The organism is Microbacterium sp. PI-1, from assembly GCF_004337555.1.
In the GTDB taxonomy this organism is placed as follows: Bacteria; Actinomycetota; Actinomycetes; order Actinomycetales; family Microbacteriaceae; genus Microbacterium; species Microbacterium aurugineum.
The window spans coordinates 1-25,224 of sequence record NZ_SJYZ01000034.1 but is presented as its reverse complement, the minus strand read 5'-3'; the positions used below and the strand labels follow the sequence as shown (position 1 = coordinate 25,224).

The 25,224-nt window shown below is 70.0% G+C and carries 25 protein-coding genes; 13 read left to right on the top strand and 12 right to left on the bottom strand.

Features of this window, described 5'->3' with window-relative positions:
• A partial coding sequence (gene ddaH / locus E0W80_RS17795) for a dimethylargininase (RefSeq protein WP_131494366.1) occupies window positions 1-825 on the top strand: 825 nt, incomplete at its 5' end.
• Entirely contained in the window at window positions 822-2,024 is a 1,203-nt protein-coding gene (rocD, locus tag E0W80_RS17790; protein WP_131494365.1) for an ornithine--oxo-acid transaminase, read from the top strand. The genes ddaH and rocD, both read left to right, overlap by 4 nt.
• Before the next feature lie 13 nt (window positions 2,025-2,037).
• Here rocD and E0W80_RS17785 read toward each other — a convergent pair whose 3' ends face one another.
• The 3 genes from E0W80_RS17785 to E0W80_RS17775 all read right to left on the bottom strand — a co-directional run bounded on the left by E0W80_RS17785 (window position 2,038) and on the right by E0W80_RS17775 (window position 4,168).
• Complete coding sequence (locus E0W80_RS17785; protein ID WP_047520327.1) at window positions 2,038-2,325, bottom strand: hypothetical protein; 288 nt, start codon at window positions 2,323-2,325, stop codon at window positions 2,038-2,040.
• A 62-nt stretch (window positions 2,326-2,387) separates the two neighbouring features.
• Window positions 2,388-3,722 carry an MFS transporter gene (locus E0W80_RS17780; protein ID WP_052193302.1) on the bottom strand — a complete coding sequence of 445 codons (1,335 nt, stop codon included), beginning with the start codon at window positions 3,720-3,722 and terminating at the stop codon, window positions 2,388-2,390.
• A 5-nt stretch (window positions 3,723-3,727) separates the two neighbouring features.
• On the bottom strand, window positions 3,728-4,168 hold the full coding sequence (locus tag E0W80_RS17775) for a MarR family transcriptional regulator (protein ID WP_047520323.1): 441 nt from the start codon (window positions 4,166-4,168) through the stop codon (window positions 3,728-3,730).
• A 64-nt stretch (window positions 4,169-4,232) separates the two neighbouring features.
• On the opposite strand from E0W80_RS17775, the gene E0W80_RS17770 reads away from it, so the two are divergent.
• The 4 genes from E0W80_RS17770 to E0W80_RS17755 all read left to right on the top strand — a co-directional run bounded on the left by E0W80_RS17770 (window position 4,233) and on the right by E0W80_RS17755 (window position 8,019).
• Window positions 4,233-4,970 carry a copper homeostasis protein CutC gene (locus E0W80_RS17770; RefSeq protein WP_131494364.1) on the top strand — a complete coding sequence of 246 codons (738 nt, stop codon included), beginning with the start codon at window positions 4,233-4,235 and terminating at the stop codon, window positions 4,968-4,970.
• A gap of 35 nt (window positions 4,971-5,005) precedes the next feature.
• Window positions 5,006-5,857, top strand: coding sequence for an alpha/beta hydrolase (locus tag E0W80_RS17765; RefSeq protein ID WP_131494368.1), 852 nt, complete (start codon window positions 5,006-5,008; stop codon window positions 5,855-5,857).
• Window positions 5,858-5,971: 114 nt separating this feature from the next.
• A complete protein-coding gene (locus tag E0W80_RS17760; RefSeq protein ID WP_131494363.1) occupies window positions 5,972-7,021 on the top strand; it encodes a biotin/lipoate A/B protein ligase family protein in 1,050 nt (349 codons plus the stop codon).
• Entirely contained in the window at window positions 7,000-8,019 is a 1,020-nt protein-coding gene (locus tag E0W80_RS17755; protein ID WP_131494362.1) for a site-specific DNA-methyltransferase, read from the top strand. The genes E0W80_RS17760 and E0W80_RS17755 overlap by 22 nt, the downstream gene beginning before the upstream one ends.
• Here E0W80_RS17755 and E0W80_RS17750 read toward each other — a convergent pair.
• Entirely contained in the window at window positions 8,005-8,574 is a 570-nt protein-coding gene (locus E0W80_RS17750) for a TetR/AcrR family transcriptional regulator (RefSeq protein ID WP_131494361.1), read from the bottom strand. The two genes, E0W80_RS17755 and E0W80_RS17750, sit on opposite strands and share 15 nt — an antisense overlap.
• 148 nt (window positions 8,575-8,722) lie before the next feature.
• Here E0W80_RS17750 and E0W80_RS17745 point away from each other — a divergent pair, with 148 nt between their 5' ends.
• Complete coding sequence (locus tag E0W80_RS17745; protein ID WP_131494360.1) at window positions 8,723-10,030, top strand: MFS transporter; 1,308 nt, start codon at window positions 8,723-8,725, stop codon at window positions 10,028-10,030.
• A gap of 29 nt (window positions 10,031-10,059) precedes the next feature.
• Window positions 10,060-11,562: a carboxylesterase family protein gene (locus tag E0W80_RS17740; protein ID WP_131494359.1), complete on the top strand. Its 1,503-nt coding sequence runs from the start codon at window positions 10,060-10,062 to the stop codon at window positions 11,560-11,562.
• A 22-nt stretch (window positions 11,563-11,584) separates the two neighbouring features.
• Here E0W80_RS17740 and E0W80_RS17735 read toward each other — a convergent pair whose 3' ends face one another.
• The 3 genes from E0W80_RS17735 to E0W80_RS17725 are packed head-to-tail and all read right to left on the bottom strand — an operon-like array spanning window position 11,585 to window position 13,828.
• A complete protein-coding gene (locus E0W80_RS17735) occupies window positions 11,585-11,932 on the bottom strand; it encodes a cupin domain-containing protein (RefSeq protein WP_131494358.1) in 348 nt (115 codons plus the stop codon).
• Window positions 11,929-13,332 carry an FAD-dependent oxidoreductase gene (locus E0W80_RS17730; RefSeq protein WP_047520310.1) on the bottom strand — a complete coding sequence of 468 codons (1,404 nt, stop codon included), beginning with the start codon at window positions 13,330-13,332 and terminating at the stop codon, window positions 11,929-11,931. Before E0W80_RS17730 ends, E0W80_RS17735 begins: the two co-directional genes overlap by 4 nt.
• A gap of 28 nt (window positions 13,333-13,360) precedes the next feature.
• Window positions 13,361-13,828: an Lrp/AsnC family transcriptional regulator gene (locus E0W80_RS17725; protein ID WP_047520308.1), complete on the bottom strand. Its 468-nt coding sequence runs from the start codon at window positions 13,826-13,828 to the stop codon at window positions 13,361-13,363.
• Window positions 13,829-13,927: 99 nt separating this feature from the next.
• Between E0W80_RS17725 and E0W80_RS17720 the strand changes: the two genes are divergently transcribed.
• On the top strand, window positions 13,928-15,379 hold the full coding sequence (locus E0W80_RS17720; protein WP_131494357.1) for a gamma-aminobutyraldehyde dehydrogenase: 1,452 nt from the start codon (window positions 13,928-13,930) through the stop codon (window positions 15,377-15,379).
• Window positions 15,380-15,406: 27 nt separating this feature from the next.
• Here E0W80_RS17720 and E0W80_RS17715 read toward each other — a convergent pair whose 3' ends face one another.
• Window positions 15,407-15,931, bottom strand: coding sequence for a GNAT family N-acetyltransferase (locus E0W80_RS17715; RefSeq protein WP_131494356.1), 525 nt, complete (start codon window positions 15,929-15,931; stop codon window positions 15,407-15,409).
• A 50-nt stretch (window positions 15,932-15,981) separates the two neighbouring features.
• The gene (locus tag E0W80_RS17710; protein WP_240740581.1) at window positions 15,982-16,674 is read right to left on the bottom strand and encodes a M23 family metallopeptidase; all 693 of its coding nucleotides are present in this window, start codon (window positions 16,672-16,674) and stop codon (window positions 15,982-15,984) included.
• A gap of 580 nt (window positions 16,675-17,254) precedes the next feature.
• Here E0W80_RS17710 and E0W80_RS17705 point away from each other — a divergent pair.
• From E0W80_RS17705 to E0W80_RS17695, 3 genes are read left to right on the top strand one after another with little or no spacing between them, the layout of a single operon-like run.
• Window positions 17,255-18,403 (top strand): ROK family transcriptional regulator, encoded by a 1,149-nt coding sequence (locus tag E0W80_RS17705; RefSeq protein WP_131494354.1) that lies wholly within the window; start codon window positions 17,255-17,257, stop codon window positions 18,401-18,403.
• 44 nt (window positions 18,404-18,447) lie between these two features.
• A complete protein-coding gene (locus E0W80_RS17700) occupies window positions 18,448-19,377 on the top strand; it encodes a polysaccharide deacetylase family protein (protein WP_131494353.1) in 930 nt (309 codons plus the stop codon).
• The gene (locus E0W80_RS17695; protein ID WP_131494352.1) at window positions 19,374-20,699 is read left to right on the top strand and encodes an MFS transporter; all 1,326 of its coding nucleotides are present in this window, start codon (window positions 19,374-19,376) and stop codon (window positions 20,697-20,699) included. The genes E0W80_RS17700 and E0W80_RS17695 overlap by 4 nt, the downstream gene beginning before the upstream one ends.
• Before the next feature lie 3 nt (window positions 20,700-20,702).
• Here E0W80_RS17695 and galE read toward each other — a convergent pair whose 3' ends face one another.
• The 3 genes from galE to galT are packed head-to-tail and all read right to left on the bottom strand — an operon-like array spanning window position 20,703 to window position 24,125.
• Window positions 20,703-21,683, bottom strand: coding sequence for a UDP-glucose 4-epimerase GalE (galE, locus tag E0W80_RS17690; RefSeq protein WP_131494351.1), 981 nt, complete (start codon window positions 21,681-21,683; stop codon window positions 20,703-20,705).
• Window positions 21,684-21,732: 49 nt separating this feature from the next.
• The gene (gene galK, locus E0W80_RS17685) at window positions 21,733-22,926 is read right to left on the bottom strand and encodes a galactokinase (RefSeq protein WP_131494350.1); all 1,194 of its coding nucleotides are present in this window, start codon (window positions 22,924-22,926) and stop codon (window positions 21,733-21,735) included.
• Window positions 22,923-24,125: a galactose-1-phosphate uridylyltransferase gene (galT, locus tag E0W80_RS17680; protein WP_131494349.1), complete on the bottom strand. Its 1,203-nt coding sequence runs from the start codon at window positions 24,123-24,125 to the stop codon at window positions 22,923-22,925. The genes galK and galT overlap by 4 nt, the downstream gene beginning before the upstream one ends.
• Before the next feature lie 142 nt (window positions 24,126-24,267).
• Between galT and E0W80_RS17675 the strand changes: the two genes are divergently transcribed.
• Window positions 24,268-25,224 (top strand): LacI family DNA-binding transcriptional regulator, encoded by a 957-nt coding sequence (locus E0W80_RS17675; RefSeq protein WP_131494367.1) that lies wholly within the window; start codon window positions 24,268-24,270, stop codon window positions 25,222-25,224.

The following is a 25,224-nucleotide window of genomic DNA, read 5'->3' as shown; positions in this document are numbered from 1 at the left end:
CGCCGCTACCTGATGTGCAAGCCGGAGCACTTCACGGTCAACTACTCGATCAACCCGTGGATGGAGCCGACCAGGCCGACCGACACCGCCAACGCGGTCGCGCAGTGGCAGAAGCTCCACGATCTGTACATCGAGCTGGGCCACGAGGTCGAGCTCATCGATCCGCTCCCCGGATACCCCGACATGGTCTACACAGCCAACGGCGGGTTCCTCATCGACGGTAGCGCCTACGTGCCCGAGTTCCGCTTCGTCGAGCGTCAGGGCGAGTCCCCGGCCTTCGCCGACTGGTTCCGTGCCGCGGGCTTCGACACTGTGATGCCGAAGGAGGTCAACGAGGGTGAGGGCGATTTCCTCCTCGTCGGCGACGTGATCCTGGCCGGCACCGGCTTCCGGTCGACGGGAGACAGCCACCGTGAGGTCGGCGAGGTCTTCGGCCGCGAGGTCGTCTCGCTCACCCTGGTCGACCCGCGCTTCTACCACCTCGACACCGCCATCGCCGTGCTCGATCCGGTGCAGGGCGCGGAGAACGGCGGCCCCGAGCGCGCGAACATCGCGTACCTTCCCGGTGCCTTCGACGACGCCAGCCGCGCGATCCTAGAAGAGCGATTCCCCGACGCGATCCTCGTCTCGGATGAGGACGGTTCGGTGTTCGGCCTCAACTCGGCGAGCGACGGCTACAACGTGGTCATCTCGCCGCGTGCGAAGGGCTTCGAGAAGCAGCTGCGTGAGCGCGGGTACAACCCGATCCTGATCGACCTCTCCGAGCTGCTCCTCGGCGGTGGCGGGATCAAGTGCTGCACGCTCGAGCTGCGGGGTGCGAAGTGACCGCCCTCGACGAGACCACCACCGCGGGCACCGAGCCGCACGTCGCGCACAACTATCACCCGCTGCCCGTGAACATCGCCCGCGCCGAGGGTGCCTGGGTGACGGATGTGGAGGGCAAGCGCTACCTCGACCTGCTCGCTGCGTACTCCGCCGTGAACTTCGGCCACCGGCATCCGGCCCTCGTCGCGGCGCTCACCGAACAGCTCGGACGCGTGACGCTCGTCAGCCGCGCCTTCCAGAGCGACCGGCTCGAACCGTTCGCCGCGGCACTCGCCGAACTCGCCGGCAAAGAGCTCGTGCTGCCGATGAACACCGGGGCCGAGGCCGTGGAGACCGGCATCAAGGTCGCCCGGGCCTGGGGGTACCGCGTCAAGGGCATCGCCGAGGGCAAGGCGCGCATCATCGTCGCGGCCGGGAACTTTCACGGTCGCACGACCACCATCGTCAGTTTCAGCGACGACGAGACGGCTCGCGACGACTTCGGTCCGTACACGCCCGGTTTCGACGTCGTGCCCTACGGGGACGCGGACGCGATCGCCGCGGCCATCACCGACGAGACGGCGGCCGTGCTCGTGGAGCCGATCCAGGGCGAGGCGGGTGTCGTGATCCCGCCGGAGGGCTACCTGCGCCGCATCCGTGAGATCTGCGACGAGAAGAACGTGCTGTTCATCGCCGACGAGATCCAGGCGGGCCTGGGGCGGGTAGGGGAAACCTTCGCGTGCGACCGGGAAGGCGTCGTCCCCGACCTGTACCTGCTCGGCAAGGCCCTCGGCGGCGGCCTGCTTCCGGTATCGGCCGTGGTCGGCGACGCCGACGTGCTCGGCGTGATCCGGCCCGGCGAGCACGGCTCGACCTTCGGCGGGAATCCGCTCGCCGCGGCCGTGGGCCTGCGCGTGGTCGAGATGCTGCAGACCGGCGAGTTCCAGGAGCGGGCGCGTGCGCTCGGCGCTCACCTGGATCAGGCGCTTCAGCCGCTGATCGGCCACGGTGTGACGGCCGTGCGCATCGCGGGGCTCTGGGCAGGCGTCGACATCGACCCGGCGAAGGGTACCGGACGCGAGATCGCCGAGAAGCTGCTCGAGCGGGGTGTGCTCGTCAAGGACACGCACGGGCAGACCATCCGCATCGCGCCGCCGCTCGTGATCCGCGCGACCGAGCTCGACTGGGCGGTGGAGCAGCTCAAGCTCGTGCTGGCCTGAGCCCCTGCCACGCTCAGGCGGGCGGGGAGTCCGGGTCGAGCGTCTTCAGCGAGTCCTCCTCGGCCTCGTTGTCCGCGTCGAGCTGCTCCTCGGTGTTCTCGTCACCGCCGAGCGCCGAGCGATGGCCCTGACCTGCGTCGCCTTGGATGGCGCCACCGGTCGACTCGCCCCGGGAGCTGTCGCCCTGGATCGCTCCGCCGGTGCCGTCGCCCTGGCCCGAGTCCTCGTCCGGGACGGCGGTTTCCGGTGCGCCCTCTGCCGGGTCCGTCGAGTGGGGGGTGCGTTCCGTGTTCTCATCCATGCGACGACGATACGTACGGCCGGGGCAGCCGTGGAGGGCGTTGACAAACCCGGCGCGGAGGGTCAGCGATCGTCGTCGCGGTTCTTCGGGCTGCGGATCGGCGTGGTCACGGCGGCTTCGTCGCTGAACTCGATCGGGTCCACCTCGACGACCCGCAGCGGACGGGTCTCGTCGAGGGTGAGCAGGAATCGACGGTTCTCGGCGCGACGCAGGCGCCCCGAGGTCGCGACCCAGATGACGCCGATCGCGCACGCGACGAATCCGGCTGTGCCACCGAGCATGATGGCCGCGCGCGGTCCGAAGACGTCGGCGACCCACCCGGCGATCGGCGCGCCCACGGGCGTCGATCCCATGATCACAGCCATGTAGAGGGCGAGCACCCGTCCGCGCAGGGTCGGTTCGGTCGTGATCTGCACGTAGCCGTTCGCGGTCGTCAGCAGGGTCACGATCATGAACCCGGTGAACGTCAAGGTGACGGCATAGGACGCGTAGGTCGGCATCGCGGAGGAGACGAACGCGGCGATGCCGAACCCTCCGGCCGCGAGGATGACGACCCGCACCCTGGCCCTGTCGCGGCGCGCCGCCAGCAGCGCGCCGATGAGGGAGCCGATCGCGAGAACGGAACTGAGGACGCCGTAGCCGTCGGCTCCGGCGCCGAACTCGAGCGCCATGGTCGAGGCGAAGATCGGGAAGTTCATGCCGAACGCGCCGATCAGGAACACCGTGACGAACACCACGCGCAGATCGCTGCGGCCCCATACGTATCGGAAGCCGTCGGCGAGGCCGCCGCGACTGCGGCTCTTGAGGCGGGGCGCGAGGAGGCCCGTGCGCAGCATCGACAGGGCGAGGATCATCGCGAGGAAGGTCGCGGCGTTCACGATGAAGACCCAGCCGGAACCGATCGCGACGATCAGCAGACCGCCGACCGCCGGGCCGATCATCCGCGCCAGGTTGAACGACGCCGAGTTCAGGGCGACCGCGTTGGAGGTGTCGCCGGTCGAGACCATGTCGGAGACGAAGGCCTGTCGGGCGGGAGCGTCGAAAGCGTTCACGATGCCGAACCCGAGGGCGAAGCCGAACATCATCGGCAGCGTCATCAGGCCGTTCAGCAGCAGCACGCCGACCGCGACGGCCAGGGCGAGCAGCGCCGACTGCGTGGCGAACAGGATGTGTCGTCGGTCGAACCGGTCGGCCACCCAGCCGGTGAGGCTCACCAGCACGAGCGGCGGCCCGAACTGCAGGGCCATCGTGACGCCCATCGCGGTCGCGTCGTTGTCGGTCAGCTCGGTCAGCACGACCCAGTCCTGGGCTGTCGCCTGCATCCAGCCGCCGACGTTGGAGACCAGGGCTCCGGCGAACCAGATCCGGTAGTTGATGTTCGCGAAGGAACGGAACATCGCGCTCATCGCTCCACCACCCGTCGCATCAACGCGCTCGCTTCGCGCAGCGTGGTGAGTTCGTCCTCGGTGTAGTCCACCTCGCGCAGCATGTCGGCCAGCAGCTCGTCGCGCCGCCGGATGGTCTCGGCGACGATCTCGATGCCGGCGTCGGTGATGTCGACCTGCACGCGTCGACGGTCGTCTTCGTCGGGGGTGCGCACGACGAAGCCCTGTTCCTCGAGGCCGTTGATCGTGCTGGTCATCGAGGGTGCCGTCACCCGCTCGCGCTCGGCGAGGGTCGAGATCGTGCGGCGACCGTTCATGCGCAGGTCGGCGAGCACCGCGAGCTGCGCGTCGCTCATCGAGTCCGCGGCCCGTGCGCACCGGAGGCGCCGAGCCAGGCGGAAGGTGGCCATACGCAGGTCTGTGGCGGTGAGGTGGAGGGATTCATCGGACGCAGACATTACTTAGATAGCCTATCTAATTTTCTGGCGCTCTGGTGCGGCCGAGGCCGGGCACAATGGAGGGGTGACCCGAACGATCGCTCTCGAAATCGCCGTGCAGGACCCCGCAGGAGTGCGCATCGCCGCAGAAGTCGGCGCCGACCGCGTCGAGCTCGCGACGGCCCTCGCCCTCGGTGGGCTGACCCCGTCGCCCGCGACCGTCGAGCTGTCGGTCGAGGCGGCCGGACAGGCCGGCCCCGAGGTGCATGTGCTGATCCGGCCGCGCGCCGGCGGCTTCCACTACTCCGAGGATGAACTCGCCGTCTCCGAGCGCGACGTCCGTCACGCGATCAGTGCCGGCGCGAGCGGGGTGGTCATCGGCGCGCTCGACGCCGAGGGACGCCTCGACCTGTTCGCCATGGCACGGCTTCGCGACGCGGCCGGGGGAGCCCCCGTCACGCTGCACCGTGCCATCGACATGACCGCGGACCCGGTCGCGACGCTGCGCAGCGCCCGCGAGCTCGGTCTGCGCCGAGTGCTCACCTCGGGCGGCGCGTCCGCCGCGATCGACGGCATCGACACCCTGCGTGCTCTCGTCGCCGCAGCCGAGGGGGAGATCGAGGTCATGGCAGGCAGCGGGGTCGACGTCGACAGCGCCCCCGTGCTCGCGGGCGCCGGCGTCGACGCGCTCCACTTCTCCGCCAAGCGGGCCGTGCTCGAAGACGGCGGCGTGCGGATGGGATCGGCCTCCGATGGGGTCGGCGGCTACGAGGTGACCGACCGCGACACCGCGTTCGCGATCCGGGATGCGCTCGGGCGGTAGCCGCTCCTCCGTGCTCTCGATAGGCTCGCACCGTGATGGATACCCGCGAGTTCACCGATGCCTATGGCGTCGACATCGTCTATGACGTCCATCCTGCGGACGGGACGCCCCGCGGAGTCGTGCAGCTTCTACACGGCGTCGGAGAGCACGCCGGGAGATACGGCGCCCTGATCGGGGCTCTCACCACCGCCGGCTTCCACGTGTACGCCGATGACCACCGGGGCCACGGCCGCACCGGCATCCGTCAGCACGGCGGCCCCGAGAAGCTCGGACGCCTGGGCAAGGGCGGGTTGCGCGCGGCCGAGGAGGCCGTCTGGCAGCTGACGGGCATCATCCGTGCGGAGAACCCCGATCTGCCGCTCGTGCTGCTCGGGCATTCCTGGGGCTCGTTCCTGGCGCAGATGCTCGTCAACGACCATCCCGAAGCCTGGGACGCCGTCATCCTCTCGGGGTCCGCACTGCGGATGCCGGGGTCGCTCAACGCAGCGCCCCTGAACGCGCGGTGGGCCGGCGAGGGGGCCACCGGCCTCGAATGGCTCAGCCGTGACCCGGCCGTGTGGGCCGCTTTCGACGAGGATCCGCTGACCACCGACGTTCCGCTCCTCAAGCTCTTCGGTCCGATCGAGGCGGCGAAGCTCTACGGCCGGCCCGCGAAAGACCTCGGCCACGACATCCCGATGCTGCTGCTGGTCGGGCGCGACGACCCGGTGGGCGGCCCCCGCAGCGTGCACAAGCTCGCCGACGAGTACCGCAACCGGTCCGGACTCACCGACGTCACGACGCTGGTCTATCCGGACGCGCGCCACGAGATCTTCGCGGAACTGCAGCAGGACGAGGTGCGAGCCGACGTGCTCTCCTGGCTCGACAAGCACATCCCGGCGCGCTGACGGCTTCTTCCCCGGCGGTGCGGGATCGAAAACGCGCCTGAGGGGTCGGTGCGAGGCGCGAAATCCATCCCGCACGGGCCCCGCGGGCGGAGTTCCGCGCCTTAAGCTGGAACCGTGCACGGTGAATACAAGGTTCCAGGCGGAAAGCTCGTCGTCGTCGACCTCGAGATCGAGGATGACCGGATCGCTCGCTTCCGCCTCGCCGGCGACTTCTTCCTCGAGCCGGACTCGGCGCTGGACGACATCGACGCCGCCGTCAACGGGATGCCCGCCGAGTCGGATGCCTCGGCCATCGCCGCCGCCGTCCGCGGAGCCCTGCCCGACGGTGCGCAACTGCTCGGATTCACCCCCGAGGCCGTCGGCACCGCGGTGCGCCGCGCGCTCGTGACCGCTCCGGGATGGCGTGACTTCGACTGGGAGATCGTGCACGACGCGGCCGTGTCGCCCCGGATGAACCTGGCGCTCGACGAGGTTCTCACCTCACGCGTCGGCGAGGGACGACGGCGTCCGACTCTGCGCATCTGGGAATGGGACGAATCGGCCGTCGTGATCGGGTCGTTCCAGTCCTACCGGAACGAGGTCGATCCGGAAGGCGCTGCGAAGCACGGGTTCGACGTCGTCCGCCGCATCTCCGGTGGCGGGGCGATGCTCATGGCCGCCGGGCAGATCATCACCTACTCGCTCTACGTGCCGGCGTCCCTCGTCGCGGGCATGACGTTCGCCGACTCCTACGCGTTCCTCGACGACTGGGTGCTGCAGGCCCTGCGGTCGCTGGGCATCGACGCGGTCTACCAGCCGCTCAACGACATCGCGAGCCCGACCGGCAAGATCGGGGGTGCCGCGCAGAAGCGACTCGCGAACGGGGGAGTGCTGCACCACGCCACCCTCTCCTACGACATCGACGGTCAGATGATGACCGAGGTCCTGCGCATCGGGCGCGAGAAGCTCAGCGACAAGGGCACCACGTCGGCGGCCAAGCGGGTCGATCCGCTGCGCACGCAGACCGGGCTCGAGCGTGCGGAGATCATCGAGCGCTTCAAGGACACCTTCCGCTCGCTGACCGACGCGGAGACCGGATCGGTGACAGCGGACGAGTACGCCGACGCCGAGGCCCTCGTCGCTTCGAAGTTCGCCACCGAGGCATGGCTGCATCGGGTGCCGTGACGGCTCCGGAGCCTGACCTCCCGACCCCGATCACCGGTGCGGTCACGATCATCGAGGGCGACAACCTCGTGGTCGCGGCCACTCTGCCGTCGGCGTCGTTCACGCTCGTGTACCTCGATCCGCCGTTCAACACCGGTCGCACGCAGGAGCGCCAGGTCGTGACCGCGCGACGCTCGTTCACAACTCCGCAGGAATCCGTGGCGGTCGCGGAGCCCGGTCCGGAATCCGGCGGTGCCGAGGGTGTGAGCAGTGCAGAACTGAGGAGTTCTGAACCGGGGCCCGCCGTGCCCGAGACCGAGGTGCGCCACGGATTCCACGGCCATGCCTACGAGCGGGTGCGCGGAATCCTCCGTGCCTACGACGACCGCTTCGACGACTACGGTGCCTTCCTGATGCCGCGGCTCGAGGAGGCGTGGCGACTGCTCGCCGACGACGGCACCCTCTACCTGCACCTCGACTACCGGGAGGCGCACTACGCGAAGGTGATGCTCGACGCGGTGTTCGGGCGCGACTGCTTCCTGAACGAGCTGATCTGGGCGTACGACTACGGCGCGAAGTCGCGCAGTCGCTGGCCGACCAAGCACGACACGATCCTGGTCTACGTGAAGAACCCTCGGGCGTACGTCTTCAACTCGGACGAGGTCGACCGCGAGCCGTACATGGCCCCCGGGCTCGTGACTCCCGAGAAGGCGGCTCGCGGCAAGCTCCCCACCGACGTGTGGTGGCACACGATCGTGCCGACGACCGGGCGCGAGAAGACCGGCTATCCGACGCAGAAGCCCGAAGGGATCCTCCGGCGGATCGTGACGGCCTCGAGCCGCCCGGGCGATCGGGTGCTCGATCTGTTCGCGGGCAGCGGGACGACCGGCGCGGTGGCATCGGCGCTCGGTCGCGATGCCGTGCTCGTCGATGACAACCCCGAGGCGATCGGGATCATGAGGGCGCGGATGCCGCACGCCGAGGTGACACCCCTCGACGCGGGATCACACCGGGCGTAGCAGCACGAGGAACTGTTCGATCTCGGCGGCCATGTCGAGGGAGGGATCGAGCATCCACGCGGTCTGGAGCCCGTCGGCCAGGGCATGCAGCGAGCGGACGACCCAGGCCGGATCGAGGTCGGCTCGGAGGAGGCCGGCTTCCTGGTCGGCGGCGACCTGCGCGCGCGTGAAGGCTTCGATGCGGTCGGTGCGCTCACGGAAGTAGGCATGCGCGGGGTGCGAGGGGTCTCCGGCCTCCGCGGCCAGCTGGGCATACAGCTGGACGAGGCCCGGCACGGATGCGTTGTGACGCATGATCGCGAGGAAAGCTGCGGAGGCGTCTTCGGCCGCGTACTGCTGCTGGTCCCGGTCGTCTCGGGCGCGCAGGATCGCGACGAACAGCTCTTCCTTGGAGCCGAAGTAGTGCAGGAGTCCGGCGGGGCTGAGTCCCGCTGCATCCGCGATCTCGCGGACGGAAGCCTTCCGGTATCCGTGTTCGGCGACGACGGCGAGCGCCGCGTCGAGGATCTCCTCGCGCTTCGCCACGCCCTTGGCGTAGGCCCCTCGTGTCGACATGGCCCCAGGGTATCCGTCGTGTCCGGATCACGAAAACCAAACATCGTTCGTGAATGTCTTGCGGCAGGGGCTGCCGATCTGCCAGCATGTCCGATGAATACCGAACATTGTTTGGTATTCATACGCAACCGCTCAACGAGGAGCCGACATGTCCCTTCCCCCTCTCGACCCGGCCGCCGAACTCGCCCCGACCGGCACGATCCGCTCAGCCCCGCCCGCAGCCGGAGAACCGGCGGCGAGCCCGCCCGCGAACCGGCGACTGCTGCCCAGCCTGCTGATCGCCTCGCTCACCCTGTTCGCCACCTATGGCGGTCTCATCGCGATCCTCCTGCCCAGCCAGGTGCTGATGATCGACGAGGCGAACAAGGTCGGCAACCTCGCCGTCGTCACGACGATCTCCTTCGTGTTCACGCTGTTCGCGCAGCCGATCGTCGGCGCCTTGAGCGACCGCACGCGCTCGCGCTTCGGGCGCCGCGTGCCGTGGATGGTGCTCGGCGCCATCGTCGGCGGTGTCTTCCTGTTCGGCATGGGGTCCCTGACGGACATCCTCTGGATCACGGTGTTCTGGGTGATCATCCAGGTGGCGTTGAACTTCTTCCAGGCGCCCCTCACCGCGATCACCGCCGACCGCTTCCCGCGCTCGAAGCGCGGCGGAGCGAGCGCGATGATCGGACTCGGCACGCAGGTCGGCATGACGGTCGGCGTCATGCTCGCCGGTGCCTTCGCCGCGCAGATCGGCGTCGGCTACGCGGTGTTCGGCGGAGCCGTGATCGTGGTGGCGCTGCTGTTCGCGTTCGTGAACCGGGACTGGTCCTCGCAGCACGCTTCGGTCGATCCGTTCCGCTGGAGTGCGTTCTTCAGGGGCTTCTGGATCGATCCACGCCGTCACCCGGACTTCGCGTGGGCGTTCACGGCTCGCTTCCTGCTGATCCTCGGCTACTTCGTCGTCAGCGCCTACCAGCTCTACATGCTCACCGACTACATCGGGCTGCCGCTCGCGGATGCGCAGGGCGCCGTCGTCACCCTGACCCTCGTGGCCTTCGTCCCGACGCTGATCGCGATCGGCCTGTCCGGATGGTGGAGCGACAAGGTCGGTCGTCGCAAGGTGTTCATCTACGTCGCCTCCGCGGTGATGGTGGTGGGTCTGGCGATGCCCGTGCTGCAGCCGAACATGACGGGGATGATCCTGATGAGCGTCATCAACGGCATCGGGTTCGGTCTGTACATGTCGGTGGATGCCGCGCTGATGACCGAAGTGCTGCCGAACGAGGGGGTGTCGGCGGGCAAGGATCTCGGCATCCTCAACGTCGCGACCAACGTGCCGCAGGCGCTGAGCCCGGCGATCGGCGGAGTCATCATCACGTCCCTCGGGGGCTATGCGATGCTCTTCGTCTTCGCGATCGTGTTCGTGATCCTCGCCGCCGTCGCGACCGCACCGATCAAGGGAGTGCGCTGATGACCAGGAATGACCGGGAGAATGCTGTGATGACCGATACCGAGTTCGAGACGGCCGCCGATTTCGTCGAGGTGGACACCACCGCAGGACGGGTGCGTGGTCGCTGGCGCCCGACCACGGGAGGGCGGGGCAACCCGCGGACGGCGGCCTTCCTCGGCATCCCCTTCGCAGAGGCACCGACCGGCCCGTTGCGCTTCCAGGCTCCGGTGCCCAAGGCGCCGTGGGACGGCGTGCGGGACGCGCTCGAGTTCGCCGCCACCGCACAGCGCGGCGACCCGGGGGTGACGCTCATCCCCGAGCCGAGCATCGAGGGCGACTCCACGCTCAACGTGAACGTCTTCACCCCGAGCCCGGAGGCCACCGAGCAGGGGGCCGGTCTCCCGGTGCTCGTCTGGATCCACGGCGGCGGCTACTTCGCCGGCTCCCCGGCGAGCCCCTGGTACGACGGCCGGAACTTCAACCGCGACGGCGTGGTGACCGTGTCGCTCTCGTACCGTCTGGGATTCGACGGCTTCGGGTGGATCGAGGATGCGCCGTCGAACCGCGGTGTGCGCGACTGGCTGCTCGCCCTGGAGTGGGTGCAGCAGAACATCGCCCGCTTCGGCGGGGATCCGTCGCGGGTCACGATCGCCGGGCAGTCCGCCGGGGGTGGGGCCGTGCTGACCCTGCTCGGCATGGAGAAGGCGCAGCACCTGTTCCACGGGGTCTACGCGATCTCTGGAGCCCTCGCCGATGTGGCTCCGGCGCGCGCGGAGGAGTTCGGTCGGGGGCTTGCCGCGTCCGCCGGGGTGAAGCCGACCGTGGCCGGGTTCTCCTCCCTCTCCGAAGACCGCGTCCTCGAACTGCAGAAGAAGGTCACCGAGCTCGGCCCCGATGCTCTCGGCAGCGTGGTGGAGGACGGCCTCCCGCTCGGCCCTGCCGTCGACGGCGATCTGCTCGTGCGTCCTACCCGGGAGTCGATCGCCGCGGGTGTCGGCGCGGACAAACCTCTCGTGCTCGGCGCGACCGATGACGAGTTCACCATGGTGTTCGCGGGGGCCGAGAAGAAGCTGCGCTGGGTGCCGCGGTCGCTTCTGTTGAACCGGCTCGGGCTGCCGAAGAGCGCGCGGAGGGCGTACCTGGCCGCCAACGCCGACATCACCGGACTCGGCAATGCCCGCGTGGGCGGTCGGCTGCTGACCGACCGCATGTTCCGCACGGCGCTGCTCAAGGTCGTGGCCGACCGCGGTGACGCGCCGACCTGGCTGTACCGGTTCTCCTGGCCGTCCGGACACTTCGGCTTCGCCGAGCACTGCCTCGACGTGCCGTTCTTCTTCGACTGCCTCGACGGTCCGGCCATGGAGCCGCTCGCGGGACCGAACCCTCCGCAGGAGCTGGCCGATGAGGTGCACGGGGCCGCCGTCGCCTTCGTCACCACCGGCGACCCGGGCTGGCCGCGCCATCAGGGGGCCGCGGGCATCGCACGGGTCTACGACGTCCCCACGCGCGACGTCGCTGACGCCTATGCCTCCGTGCGACCGCTGCTCGGCTGACATCGGCCGACGCACCGGGGTGTCAGGCGACGTAGACCTTGCGCAGCGTCTCGGTGACGGTCCAGGTGGTGCGCATGCCTTCCGCGAGGCGCACCACCGAGCCGGGGCCGACCTCGAGATCGGGCAGCCCGGACGAGGCGAACGCGATCGTGGCACGGCCCGACAGCACGACGAAGACCTCGTCGGTCTCGGTGTCCGTGGCGGTGCCCGGCGTCATCTCCCAGATGCCCACCTCGACACCGCCGAGGGTCGCGAGCTCGTGCACGGCGGTGGTCGGAGCCCCGGCGATCACCTCGTCCGCGGGTAGGGGAGCATGCGCGAGGTCCAGGGCGATGGCATCCACTCCGCCGCCCGCAGCGAGGCCGCTCATGAGTCGAAGCCCATGCCGAGGGCGTCGAGCGTCTTGAGGAAGAGGTTGCGCTTGCCCTCGTTGTGGTCGGCTCGATCCATCGCCGCGCGCACCAGGTTGACGCCGATCGAGGCGGCGGGCTCGGGCGGGAACGGAATGGGCTTCTCCCGCACCATCCGCAGCTCGGTGCGCTCGGTCTCTTCGCCCGCGAGCTTGTCGAGCATCACGTCGGCGGCGAAGCGCGCCGCGCCCACGCCGAGACCCGTGAAGCCGGTGGCATAGGCCACGCGTCCCTTGCGCGCGGTGCCGAAGAACGCGCAGAACCGACTGGACGAGTCGATCGCGCCCGCCCACCGGTGCGTGAAGCGCAGGCCCGCGAGCTGCGGGAACGTGGTGAAGAAGTGCGAGGCGAGCCGGCGGTGGCTCTCGATGCGGTCCTCGTACTCCGGGCGCACCTTGCCGCCGAAGTGGTAGATCGCGTCGTAGCCGCCGAACAGGATGCGGTTGTCGGCGGTGAGGCGGTAGTAGTGGAACTGGTTCGCGCTGTCGGCGAGGCCTTGTCGGTTCGACCAGCCGATCGCAGCGAGCTGTTCCGTGGAGAGCGGCTCGGTCATCAGCACGTAGTCGTACACGGGCACGGTCATCAGGCGATTGCGCTTGAGGAGGGAAGGGAAGACGTTCGTGCCGAGCGCGACCGCATCGGCGACCACCCGGCCGTTCGGGGTGACGAGGGCGATGGGGCCGGACCCGTCGCCCTCGATCGCACGCACCAGGCTGTGCTCGTAGATCTCGACGCCGAGGTCGGCGGCCACACGTGCCAGCTCGACGCCGAGCTTCGCGGGGTGCACCATCGCACATCCTTCGCGGTCCCAGTCGCCGGCGAGGAACGTCTCCGAGTGCACCTCCGCCTGCACCGCCTCGCGGTCGAGGAATCCGGGTTCCTCGCGGAACCAGTCGACCTGGTGCGGTTCGACGGCGACGGCGAGCTGTCCGGTGCGCTCGAACTCGGCGTCCATGCCGTAGCGCGCGATCGTCTCCTCGATGCCGTCGAGGTTGGCGTGCCCCAGCTCTTCGAGCCGGTCGATCTCCTCCGGCCAGCGGTTCACACCGTTCTCGTGGCCGTGCGTCAGGCTCGACTCGCAGAAGCCCCCGTTGCGGCCGGACGCGGCCCACGCGATCCGCGACGCCTCCAGCAGGACGACGCGTCGTCCGGGGTCGCGTTCCTTGGCGCGCACGGCGGTCCACAGGCCGGCGTACCCACCGCCGACGATCGCGAGATCCGCGCGGACCGTCCCGTTCAGGGAGGGATGCGTCGGCCGATCGACGTCGTCGAGCCAGAACACGCGGAGAGCCGTCTCGCGCAGGGAGTCGTCGACGATTCCCTGCGGCGGACGTCGGCGTTCGAAGACGGTGGTGCCCATGTTCACTCCGATGTGAGGGGGGTGCGCCTCAGCGCGTTCCCCAGTTGTAGAGGTCCTTGTAGAGGCCCGCGTAGAGCAGGCTCTCGGTGTGCGCGATGCCGGGGATGGTCCGGATGCGGGTCGCGATCAGGTCGATCAGGTGCTCGTCGTCCTCACACACGGCTTCGACGAGGATGTCGAACGTCCCGAGCGTGACCACGACGTAGGCCAATTCCGGGATGGTCGTGAGTTCTTCGGCGATGGTGCGGGGGTCGCCCGACACGCGGATGCCGATCATCGACATGCGCCGGAAGCCGAGCTGCATCGGATCGGTGACCGCGACGATCTGGATGACACCCGCCTCGGTCATCCGCTGCACGCGCTGCCGTGCGGCGGCCTCGCTCAGACCGACCTCGCGTGCGATCTCCGCGTAGGGACGGCGGCCGTCCTCCTGCAGCAGTTCGACGATGCGCTTGGAGATGTCATCCAGCGCGGGCTGGGCAGGCTTCGAGCTCATGTGTCGATATTGTCAGCTATGACGCTGATCTGCAACTGATTCAGTTGAAATATCGGTCCACATCTTCAGATTCCGCACCCGACGCGCTAGCATGACGCCATGCCCAGCACTCTTGTGAAGACCTCCGCTCCCTTGCAGAACTTCATCGGCGGACACTTCGTGCCCGCGAACGGCTCGGGGCGGATGCCGCTCATCGATCCTGCCACCGAGGAGATCTACGGGGAGTCGCCCGTCTCGGCCGCGGCCGACGTCGACGCCGCCTACGCCGCCGCGTCCGCGGCCTTCCCGCTCTGGCGCGACACGACGCCCGCCGACCGACAGCTCGCGCTGTTCCGCATCGCCGACGAGATGGAAGCCCGCGCGGAGGAGTTCGCCGACCTCGAATCGCAGGACACCGGCAAGCCGCGGGCGAGCCTCGTGGCCGACGAGATCATGCAGTCGGTCGATCAGCTGCGCTTCTTCGCAGGGGCCGCTCGGAGTCTCGAAGGACGAGCCGCAGCGGAGTACCTCGCCGGCCACACGTCGTTCGTCCGCCGCGAGCCCGTCGGTGTGATCGGGCAGGTGACGCCCTGGAACTACCCGCTGAACATGGCCGTGTGGAAGATCGCCCCTGCGCTCGCCGCCGGCAACACCGTCGTGCTGAAGCCCGCTGAGTCCACTCCGCTGACGACGTTGCTGCTGGCGGAGATCGTCGCCCGGCACACGCCGGCCGGCACGTTGAACGTCGTGCTGGGCGATCGCGACACGGGTGTCGCGCTGGTGGAGCACCCGACCCCGCAGATGGTCGCGATCACCGGCTCGGTGCGTGCGGGGATGGCGGTCGCGCGGTCGGCGGCGAGCGACGTCAAGCGCGTGCACCTCGAACTCGGCGGGAAGGCGCCCGCGATCGTGTTCGCGGATGCGTCCCTCGAGAAGGCCGTGGAGGGCATCATCACGGGCGCCTTCTTCAACGCCGGACAGGACTGCACGGCCGCGACCCGCGTGCTGGTGCATGAGTCACGGCATGACGAGCTCATCGAGGCGCTCGTCGCGCGCGCGCGCAGCCATGCGCGCACGGGCGGTCCGAGGGAGGACGGCGTCCTCTACGGCCCGTTGAGCAGTGCCGCACAGCTCGCGCAGGTGCAGGGCTTCATCGACCGCCTCCCCGCGCACGCGAAGATCGAGACCGGTGGTCGCCGTCAGGGGGAACAGGGCTACTTCTGGGAGGCCACGATCGTGTCGGGCGTGCGGCAGGACGATGAGGTGGTCCAGGGGGAGGTCTTCGGGCCGGTCCTCACGGTGCAGTCGTTCTCGGAGGAGAGCGAGGCGTTGGAGATGGCGAACGATGTGCCGTACGCGCTCGCGTCCTCGGTGTGGACGACGGATCACGCCCGCGCGATGCGCTTCTCGCGCGACCTCGACTTCGGCTGCGTGTGGATCAACACCCACATCCCGTTCGTGTCGGACATGCCGCACGGAGGGTTCAAGCACTCGGGCTACGGCAAGGACCTCTCCCAGTACGGCTTCGACGACTACACCCGCATCAAGCACGTGATGAGCGCCCTCGACTGACGCCCACCCGCGCCGGAGGCCCTGCGATCAGGGTGCCAGCAGCTTCACGCGGCGGTGCTCACAGAGGGTGAACTCGGGGCGCTCCTCGATCTTGATGGCGCCGTCTTCGATCCAGCCGTGGCGCGCGTAGAACGTGTCGGCACGCACGTTCCCGTCGAGCACCCACAGGTAGGCGCGCGCGTGTCCGGCGTCGGCCATGCGCTGTTCGGCGGCGTCGAGGAGCGCGTGTCCCGCGCCCGTCGACCAGGCATCGGGATCCGCGTAGATCCCGTACACCTCGGCGTCGGCCAAGCCGTCGGGGTCGCGGCCGGAGCCGAACGACGTCCACCCGACGATGCGGTCGTCGCGTTCGGCGACCAGGAGCCCGAGAGTCGTGGGCAGCGGATCTGTGATGAGGCGACGCCAGCCCGTCGCGCGTTCGGCGATGGAGAGCCCGTCGAGCACGGACTGGTCGATGAGCCCGCGGTAGGCAGCCTGCCAGGACCGCACGTGCACGCGGGCCACCTCGTCGGCGTCGTCGACGCCCGCTTCCCGGACCACCAGCGGACTCATCCGTCCACCCTAGGGGAGGGGCGAAAGGCTTTTCGCGGCAGGGGTGCGCCTCAGCTCACGTTCTTCTCGAGCCACGGCATGGGATCCACCGCGACCGTGTTGATGTGGACTTCGAAGTGCAGGCAGGAGCCGAACACGTACCCGGTCGATCCGACGTCGCCGATGTACTGACCGGCCTCGACGCAGTCGCCGACCTCGACCGCGCGGGTGCCGTAGTTCAGGTGCGAGTAGACGGTGCTCACGGCCTGGCCGTCGACGATGCTCTCGATCTGGATCGTCACTCCGTAGCCCTGATAGCTCTCGGTGGAGCGGGAGACGCAGCCCGTCATCGCGGCGTTGATCGGCGTGCCGACCCCCGCGGCGAAGTCCTGGCCGAGGTGCGACCGGCCGGGGCGGGAGGCGCCGAAGCCGTCGGTGAACGTGTAGGTCCCGTCGGCCATCGGCATCACGACGCGGTCGGCGACGGGGATCTCCATGGCACTTCCGAGAGGCATGCCGGCGGCGATCGCGGCGGCGACGGCACGCGAACGCGTTTCCTTGATCTCCTCCGGCGTCGTCGCGGCGAAGTTCCCTCGAGGCGCGATCTCCGCGCGGATCTCGTCCGTCGAGGTGTACGACTGCGCGAAGTCGCTCGCGGCGGTCGTGACTTCGGCGGAGGCGGCGGCGACCGAAGTGATCTGCGGGTTGAACGCGGGCAGTGCTGCCCCGGTGATCATCGCGCCGACCGCGAGTGTGGCTCCCACCGCCTTGGCCTTCGCCCACGGGCGCGTCGCTCGGCGGGGACGGATCCGCGGGGCCGAGGCCTTCCGCCGACGGTTCCGCGTCGCGCTCGGGGGCTGCTCAGTCGGTTCCGGGGATGGCGTCGGGGGCTGCGTCGGTTCCGGGGATGGCGTCGGGGGCTGCTCGCGGGCGGCGCGCCGGCGGGACTCGGCCGGCGATGCCGGGGGCGATGACGGGCGAGGGGTGTCCGTGTGCGGCGTGCTCGCGGTGCGGGTCGGCTGCTGTGCGGCGTTCGCGGAACGGCGCAGGTCGCGCCGCAGAAGCGGTCGAGGCGTGCCGGAGGTTTCTGTGGGGGCTTCCGAGGCGTCGTGAGCGCTCTCGGGCGGCAGGGAATTCGTGACGGGATCCTTCCGGAGGGGAGGTGTGCGTGGCGGGCGATCCCCCCGGATGCCGCCGTTACCGATCTGTAATCTAAGCGGCGAACCCCGAGAGCGTCAAATCGAGGGCGGAAAGGAGCGGCCAACCATCGACGAGTGCGACGCGATGTGGCATGCTTGCGGACACCGCGTCGAGGACGCGCGAGCGAGGGAGACGCCGGAACGCATGTCCAGACCACTCGCGGGACCGCAGGGCCTGCTCCGCACGCTCAACGGCCGCGCGATCCTGGAGGCCCTGGCGCGCAGCGGTCCGCAGACCCGCGCGGAGTTGATGTCGACGACCGGTCTCTCCCGCACCGCCGTCACCCAGGTGCTGCGGATGCTCGAAGGGGCAGGAGCCGTCGCCGCGGCCGGCGTGGACCGAGAGACCCGCGGACCCGCAGCCGGACGGGTCGCCCTGCATCCGCGACTCGGCTTCGCCGCCGCCGTGCACATCGACCACCACGCAGCGCATGTCGTCCTGGTCGACGCGAGCGGGACCGTGCGCGCCGAGCAGCACGCAGCGCTCACGTCCACCGAAGACCGCGTCGCGCACATCGTCGACCTCGTCGACCGCTGCCGTCGTGCGGTCAAGGCGACGAAGGACGCCGTCCACCTGGCTGTCGTCGGCGTCCCCGGCATCGTCACCCCCGATGGCGGCATCCGGGATGACCTCGGCCCTGACGGCGGCGCCTTCCGCACCGCGCTGGCCACGGCCCTCGACTGCCCGGTCCGGATCGAGAACGACGTCAACCTCGCAGCCCTCGCCGAGCTCACCGCCGGCGCGGGTGGCGATCTCGCCAGCTTCGCGCTGCTCCTGCTCGACGACGGACTGGGAGCGGGCATCGTGGTCGACGGGGCGTTGCACCGCGGATTCTCCGGTGTGGCGGGCGAGGTCATGTACCTGCCGCAGCCCCCGCTCCCGATCGGTGCACCCATCGTGAGCGATGCCGTCGTCCGCGATCTCGCTCTCAACGAGGGGTGCGACCCCGACGCCGCCCTGGCGGACCACCTCGAGGCCGCTGCGCGCGGGGACGCGGCCTCGGCCCGGGTCGTGGAGGAGATCGGACGACGCATCGTGCTCGTGGCCGGCAGCGTGGGCCTGGTGCTCGACCCCGAAGCGTTCATCCTGAGCGGCCGGGCAGCACACCCCGCGCTCGTGGCGGCGATCGAGCGCATCGCCGAGGAATACGCTGCGCAGCTCCCACTGCGATTCCTCGTCTCCTCGTTCGGACCCGAGGCGCCGCTCGTCGGGGCCGTCGGCGAGGCGGCGTCCGCGCTCCGCGGCACCCTGTTCACCCGCATCCTCACGCAGGCCGCGAAGCCCGGACGCTGAGGATCGCCGCCCGTCCCCACCGTCCCTTTCCGACAGGATCACCGATGACCCTTCCCTCCGACCTCGCCGACCGTCTCGGCCTCGCCCCCGGCGCACGGGCGATCATCCTGAATGCGGATGACTTCGGCATGTGCCATGCGGCGAACACCGCCATCGTCGACCTCCTGGACGCCGGCCGGATCGACTCGGCGACCGTGATGGTGCCATGCTCGTGGTCCCCGGAGGCGCTCGCCTTCGCCGCCTCCCGCCCTGACCTCGACATCGGTGTACATCTCGTGCTCACGAGCGAATGGTCTCGCTACCGGTGGCGGCCGCTCACCGGCACGGACACGAGCCTGGTCGACGCGGCGGGCTTCTTCCCGATGGACGTCGCGTCCGTCGAGCAGGCGGCGTCGGAGGAGGACGTGGCAGTCGAGCTCGCCGCCCAGCTGCAGGCCGCGCTCGATGCCGGCGTCGATGTGACGCACCTCGACAATCACATGGGCTCCGTCTACGGACTCGTGACCGGACGCGACTTCCTCCGTCCGGTGTTCGAGCTCGCCGCGCGTCACGGGCTTCCGTTCCGGTTGCCGCGCAGCATGGACGGCGTGGGCGAGGACGCGGCCCTGCAGGCGACGCTCGATGCCGCAGCTGCCGCGGCCGATGCATCCGGCGTCGTGATCATCGACAGGTTGTGGTCGCATCCCTTCCCGCTCCTCGGGGAGGGCACGCCGGAGGAGGAGACCTACGAGCAGGTGCGGGACGGCTTCATCGCCCTGTTGCGCGCCGTTCCGGCCGGCGTGACCGAGATCTACCTGCATCCGATGGTCGACGACGAGGAGCTGCGGTCAGCGGTCGACTTCAGCGCGACGAAGCGCGGCTATGAGCTGAGACTGCTCCGCGACCCCGCGGTGCTGCAGGCGATCGAGGATGAGGCGCTCGTGCGCGTCGGCTGGCGCGCCCTGCGTGACGTGCAGCGGGCAGGCGTCCGATGACCTCGGTGGGCGAGCGCCTGCGCGACCGCCGTCTCGAGGCGGCTCCGACCCGACGGCAGGCGATCGCGTTCGGAGCCTCCGGCTTCCCGACGCAGCTCCTGGCGCAGACCTTCTCCGCGTTCGTCGTCTACTTCTACGTCTCGCACCTCGCGGTGCCGGCAGGGTGGGTGGCCGTGGCGATGATCGCCCACGGCATCCTGAACGCTGTGTTGAACCCCGTCGTGGGGGCGATCTCCGACCGGCTGCGCACCCCCTGGGGCCGTCGCATCCCGTGGATCGGGCTGGGCATCGTGCCGCTCGTCGTCGCGTTCACGCTGGTGTGGATGCCGCCCGAACTTCCCGTCGCCAGTCTCATCGTCTGGTTCCTCGTCGTCGTGGCCGTGTACGACATCGCCTTCGTCGTCGTGGTGCTGAACATCTCGGCACTGTTCCCCGAGATCTTCCGCACCACGGAGGAGCGCGCCCGCGGCAACGTCCCCCGGCAGATCTTCGCGATCCTCGGCATGGTCCTCGGCACGGCTGGTGCCCCCGCCCTGTACGGGGCTCTCGGATGGCCGGGTATGGCGCTCGTGCTCGGCGCGGTCTGCCTGGTGCTGCTCGCGTGGTCGTTCTTCGGCGGGATGATCGAGCGCCGGGTGCCCGAGGCGGCGTCGGAAGCCATGCGGTGGAAAGATCAGCTGACCTACACCTTCCGCAACCGGGCGTTCGTCCCCTACGTGCTGGGCTCGCTGTTCGTCCAGACCTCGATCGCGGTCATCCTGGCCGCGGTCCCCTTCTACGTGCGGTACTCGCTGCACGCCGAGGAAGGGGAGGGGAGCCTGCTCCTCGGAGCGATCTTCGTCACGGCGATCCCCTCGATCGTGCTGTGGAGCGCGGTCGTCCGTCGCACGTCACCGCGCACCGCCGTGCTGTGGAGCGTCGCGGTGTTCGGCGTCGCCGTGCTCGGCTACCTCGCGCCGTCGACCGTGCTCGGGGCGTCGCTGGTCGGAGTCGCCGTGGGGGTCGGCGTCGGCGGACTGCTGCAGCTGCTCGAGGTGATGCTCGCGCAGATCATCGATGACGATGCCGTGCGCACCGGGCACCGACGGGAGGGCGCCTATTTCGGAGTGAACGGTTTCGTGGTGCGCGGTTCGGTCGTACTGCAGGCGGTCGTGGCCGCGGTGGTGCTGACGGCGTCGGGGTTCGACGCCACGCTCGGCGATGCCCAGCCCGAAAGCGTCGACGGGGGTATCCGTCTGATGCTCGCGGTCATCCCGCTCGGGTTCACCGCCCTCGCGTGGCTGTGCTTCTGGCTCTACCCGATCCGCACCCGCGACCTCTGAGCCCTAGAGGGACGCCGCCTTCCGCGCCTCCCAGCCCGTGCGCACCATCTCGTCGACGGTGTATCGCATGGTCCAGTCGAGGTCGCGCGCGGCGAGCTCCCCGGTGGCCACGATGCGGTCGGGGTCGCCAGGACGGCGGGGTCCGATCTCGGGGGTGAAGTCGATGCCGGTGACGCGGGCGACGGCATCCATGATCTGCGTGACGCTGAGTCCGTCGCCGGATCCGAGGTTGTATGCGGTCTCGATCGGTCGTCCGTCGGCGAGGCGCTGGGCGGCGGCGACGTGCGCTGCCGCGATGTCGCCGACGTGCACGTAGTCGCGCACGTTGGTGCCGTCCTCGGTGTCGTAGTCGTCGCCGAAGATCTTCGGCGTCCTGCCCTCGAGCAGTGCTTCGAACACGATCGGGAAGAGGTTGTGCGGGCTCACGTCGTAGACCGTGGGGTCGGCCGAGCCCACGACGTTGAAGTATCGCAGCGAGGTGTGGCGCAGCGGGTGTGCGGAGTCGGCCGTCGCGATCGCCTGGTCGCGCAGCAGCCATTCCCCGATGAGCTTCGACTCTCCGTACGGACTGGCCGGCTTCTTCGCCGTGTCCTCGACGACCAGCGCGACATCAGGAGTGCCGAACACGGCGGCCGACGAGGAGAACACGATGTTCGAGACGCCCGTGGCCTCCATGGCCTCGAGGATGATCCGGGTGCCCTCGACGTTCTGGGCATAGGTGTGCAGGGGGCGCTGCACCGACACGCCCGCGTACTTGTACCCGGCGACGTGGATCACGCCTTCCGCGTCGTGGTCGCGCAGCGCTTTCTCGACGAGTGCGCGGTCGAGGATGCTGCCCCGCACGAACGGGACGCCCTCGGGGACGAACGGTGCGACCCCGCTGGACAGGTCGTCGAGGACGACGGGGGTCATCCCCGCGCTCGCGAGGGCGCGGACGACGTGGGCACCGATGTAGCCGGCACCGCCGGTGACGATCCAGGACACTGCATTCCTCTCCTGCCGCGGAATCTTCGCGGCCCGATGGATCATTCTGTCAGGCGTCGCGGTGAGGTCCCGCAGAAGGGGTGACGGTGAACAGGTGCGGTGCCGCGAACCGGGCCGCGACGAAGGCCGCGTTCACCGCTGCGGACACGGTCTCGACGGCATCCTTTTCGATCAACGCGATCGCCGCACCGCCGAAGCCGCCGCCGGTCATCCGCGCCCCCAGTGCCCCCGCCGCGAGTGCGGTGTCGACCGCGGTGTCGAGCTCGGGGGTCGAGATCTCGAAGTCGTCACGCATCGACGCGTGCGAGGCGATGAGCAGGTCGCCGATGGCCCGCGCGCCGTCCGTGCGGAGCGTGTGCACCGTGTCGACCACGCGCTGGTTCTCCGTCACGACGTGCCGCACACGGCGGAAGGTCTCCTCGTCCAGTTGTTCGCTGGCGCGGGGCAGGTCGGCGATCGACACGTCGCGCAGTGCGGGCACCCCGAGGGCTGCGGCTCCGCGCTCGCAGGAGGCGCGACGATCGCGGTAGCCACCGGTGGAGTGAGCGTGCTTCACGCGGGTGTCGATCACGAGGATGGCGAGGCCTGCCTCGGCGATGCCGAGCGGCACGAGTTCGGTCTCGAGCGAACGGCAGTCGAGGAAGAGAGCGGTGTCGGGTGCTCCCAGCATGGACGCCATCTGGTCCATGATCCCGGTGGGTGCGCCGACGGCTTCGTTCTCCGCCCGTCGTCCGATCCGGGCGAGGGCTCTGCCGTCGAGGCCCGTGCCCCACAGCTCGTCGAGCGCGGAGGACGTCGCTCCCTCGATCGCGGCGGAAGAGGAGAGTCCGGCTCCCACCGGCACATCGGAGGCGATCGCGATGTCGACACCACGGAACGGGCCGTCGCCGGGCGCGGCCTGGCGCAGCGCCCATGCGACGCCGAGCGGGTAGGCCGCCCATTCGGGAACGGCCGGAGACGCGCCGGGCGCGGTCGGGAAGAGCCGGTCGAGTTCGTCGAGGCCGACCTCGACCGGATCGGAGGCGAAACGGGAGCTGACCCGCACGCGGCCACGGTCGTCGTCGCGGCGGCCGACCGCGGCGAAGGTTCTCTGCGGGATGGCGAACGGCAGGACGAAGCCGTCGTTGTAGTCGGTGTGCTCGCCGATGAGGTTCACGCGGCCGGGCGCGGACCAGACGCCGTCCGGCCGCCGTCCCGTGAGCTCGGTGTAGAGCGCTCGCGCGTCGTCGCGGGCCGTGGTCATGCGGATGCTCCTTCTCCGGTGGTGGTCGGCGATGCGCGTTCGATGGCCTCGCGGAGGCGAGCGGCCCCCGCTTCCGGCGGGACTTCGGCGGCCCAGGCCCACATCGCGGCCTCGGAGCCGGCCAGGAATTTCAGCTTGTCGGCGGCGCGGCGCGGACTCGTGAGCTGCAGGTGCAGGCGCACGGTGTCGCGTCCGACGTGCACCGGTGCCTGATGCCAGGCGGCGATGTAGGGGGTGGGGGAGTCGTAGAGGGCGTCGATGCCGCGCAGCAGGCGCAGGTAGAGCGGAGCCAGCTCGTCGCGCTCGGCCGCGGTCGTCTCGGCGAGGTCGGGAACGTGGCGGTGCGGCATCAGATGCACCTCGAGCGGCCAGCGGGCGGCGAACGGCACGAAGGCGGTCCAGTGCTCGCCGCGGAGGACGACGCGCTCCGACGCCTGCTCGGATTCGAGGATGTGCTGGAACAGGTCGGGGGCCGTCCGGTCGATCGACTCCAGGACGCGGGTCGTGCGGGGAGTCACGTACGGGTAGGCGTAGATCTGGCCGTGCGGATGCGGCAGGGTCACGCCGATCGCCTCGCCGCGGTTCTCGAAGGGGAAGATCTGCTCGATGCCGGGCAGTGTCGACAGGGCAGCGGTGCGGTCCGCCCAGGCCTCGATCACGGTGCGGGCGCGGGTCTCGGACTGCGTGCCGAAGGAGCCGGAGTGCTCGGGGCTGAAGCACACGACCTCGCAGCGTCCGACGGCGGCACGGGTGCGGCCGAGGCCCAGCGCGGAGAGGTCGTCCCGTCCGCGCGGTGCGTTGGGTGCCTGGGGGGCACCGCCCACGGCTTCGCTGAGCGCGGGGCCGAACGCGGGGGAGCGGTTCTCGAACACCGCGACGTCGTATCGCGAAGGGACCTCGGACGGGTTCCCGGGGGTCTGCGGTGCCAGGGGGTCGGCGTCGGCGCCGGGCATCATCACGCGGTTCTGTCGATTCGCGGCCACCGTGATCCAGTCGCCGGTGAGCACGTCGAGGCGCATGGTCGCGGTGTCGGGGCGCGGGTCGAGCACGCGGGCGTCGACCGCCCGCTCGGCGCCCAGAGTCGTGCCGGGTTCGTCGTAGTAGAAGAGGTCGCGGCCGTCGGCGAGGGTGGTGGTGCGTTTGACGACGCCGGCGCCGAGGGCCTCGGTGCGCAACTCAGGAAGATCGTGCGTGTTCACGTAAACATGGTACGCACAGGGCCGTGATAACGTCAACATGACGGAGTTGTGAACCGGTGGACGGAGCGACAGGGTGAGCGAGCACGGCGAAATCGAGGGCCTCAGGGTCGATCGGCGACGCTCCTCCACGGGGCGCGTGTCGATGGCCATGGTCGCCGTCCGCGCCGGGGTCTCGGGACAGACCGTCTCGCGCGTCGTCAACGGCAGCCCGCGGGTCGACCCCGACACCCGAGCTCGGGTCGAGCGTGCGATGACGGAACTCGGCTATCGACCCCACCGCGCCGCTCGGGCGTTGCGCACCGGCCGTTCGCAGACCATCGGACTCGTCGTCACCACCCTCGCCACGGTCGGCAACTCACGGATGCTGCAGGCCACCGCCGAGGCCGCGGCCGAACGCGGGTACGCCCTCACGCTCGTGACCGCTGCCGCCGATGTCGCCGAGGCCTTCGATCGACTCGCCGAGCAGGAGGTCGACGGTGCGATCGTGCTGAACGAGGCCTCGGCGCTCGTCCCCGGTGCACAGCCGCCCGACGGACTGCGCCTGGTCGTGGTGGACGCCCCGACCGAAGCGGGGTTCGCGTCCGTGCACAGCGATCATGCCGGTGGCGCCTCCGCGGCCACGGCCCGACTGCTCGCTCTCGGCCACGACACGGTGCACCACCTCGCGGGACCAGCCGACTCCTTCGCCGCGATCGAGCGTGAGCGCGGATGGCGTGAGACCCTCGCGACCGCCGGAGTCCGCCCGCCCCCGGTGGTCCGCGGCGACTGGAGTGCGGACTCGGGGTATGCAGCGGGCGGGGAGTTGCGGGCGGCGTCCGCCGTCTTCTGTGCCAACGATCAGATGGCGCTCGGCCTGCTGCGCGCGCTCGCCGAAGCGGGGCGACGGGTGCCGGACGACGTCGGGGTCATCGGGTTCGACGATGTGCCGGAGGCGGCGAACTACCGTCCTCCGCTGACCACGATCCGCCAGGACTTCGCGGCTCTCGCGCACCGGGCCGTGTCGTCGCTCGTCGCGGCGATCGAGGGTGCTGCGGGAGATGCGGTGTCCGTCGTCGTCCCGACGGAGCTCGTCGAGCGCGCCAGCACATCCTCGCGCTGA

Coding starts and splice junctions, on each gene's coding strand:
- E0W80_RS17750 (WP_131494361.1), bottom strand. CDS start 8,574: ATGTCGACACGAGGGGCCTACGCCAAGGGCGTGGCGAAGCGCGAGGAG.
- E0W80_RS17785 (WP_047520327.1), bottom strand. CDS start 2,325: ATGGATGAGAACACGGAACGCACCCCCCACTCGACGGACCCGGCAGAG.
- E0W80_RS17780 (WP_052193302.1), bottom strand. CDS start 3,722: ATGTTCCGTTCCTTCGCGAACATCAACTACCGGATCTGGTTCGCCGGA.
- E0W80_RS17755 (WP_131494362.1), top strand. CDS start 7,000: ATGGCTGCATCGGGTGCCGTGACGGCTCCGGAGCCTGACCTCCCGACC.
- E0W80_RS17740 (WP_131494359.1), top strand. CDS start 10,060: ATGACCGATACCGAGTTCGAGACGGCCGCCGATTTCGTCGAGGTGGAC.
- E0W80_RS17735 (WP_131494358.1), bottom strand. CDS start 11,932: ATGAGCGGCCTCGCTGCGGGCGGCGGAGTGGATGCCATCGCCCTGGAC.
- E0W80_RS17765 (WP_131494368.1), top strand. CDS start 5,006: ATGGATACCCGCGAGTTCACCGATGCCTATGGCGTCGACATCGTCTAT.
- E0W80_RS17725 (WP_047520308.1), bottom strand. CDS start 13,828: ATGAGCTCGAAGCCTGCCCAGCCCGCGCTGGATGACATCTCCAAGCGC.
- E0W80_RS17730 (WP_047520310.1), bottom strand. CDS start 13,332: ATGGGCACCACCGTCTTCGAACGCCGACGTCCGCCGCAGGGAATCGTC.
- E0W80_RS17715 (WP_131494356.1), bottom strand. CDS start 15,931: ATGAGTCCGCTGGTGGTCCGGGAAGCGGGCGTCGACGACGCCGACGAG.
- galK (WP_131494350.1), bottom strand. CDS start 22,926: ATGACCACGGCCCGCGACGACGCGCGAGCGCTCTACACCGAGCTCACG.
- E0W80_RS17705 (WP_131494354.1), top strand. CDS start 17,255: ATGTCCAGACCACTCGCGGGACCGCAGGGCCTGCTCCGCACGCTCAAC.
- E0W80_RS17745 (WP_131494360.1), top strand. CDS start 8,723: ATGTCCCTTCCCCCTCTCGACCCGGCCGCCGAACTCGCCCCGACCGGC.
- E0W80_RS17700 (WP_131494353.1), top strand. CDS start 18,448: ATGACCCTTCCCTCCGACCTCGCCGACCGTCTCGGCCTCGCCCCCGGC.
- E0W80_RS17775 (WP_047520323.1), bottom strand. CDS start 4,168: ATGTCTGCGTCCGATGAATCCCTCCACCTCACCGCCACAGACCTGCGT.
- E0W80_RS17695 (WP_131494352.1), top strand. CDS start 19,374: ATGACCTCGGTGGGCGAGCGCCTGCGCGACCGCCGTCTCGAGGCGGCT.
- E0W80_RS17720 (WP_131494357.1), top strand. CDS start 13,928: ATGCCCAGCACTCTTGTGAAGACCTCCGCTCCCTTGCAGAACTTCATC.
- E0W80_RS17675 (WP_131494367.1), top strand. CDS start 24,268: ATGGCCATGGTCGCCGTCCGCGCCGGGGTCTCGGGACAGACCGTCTCG.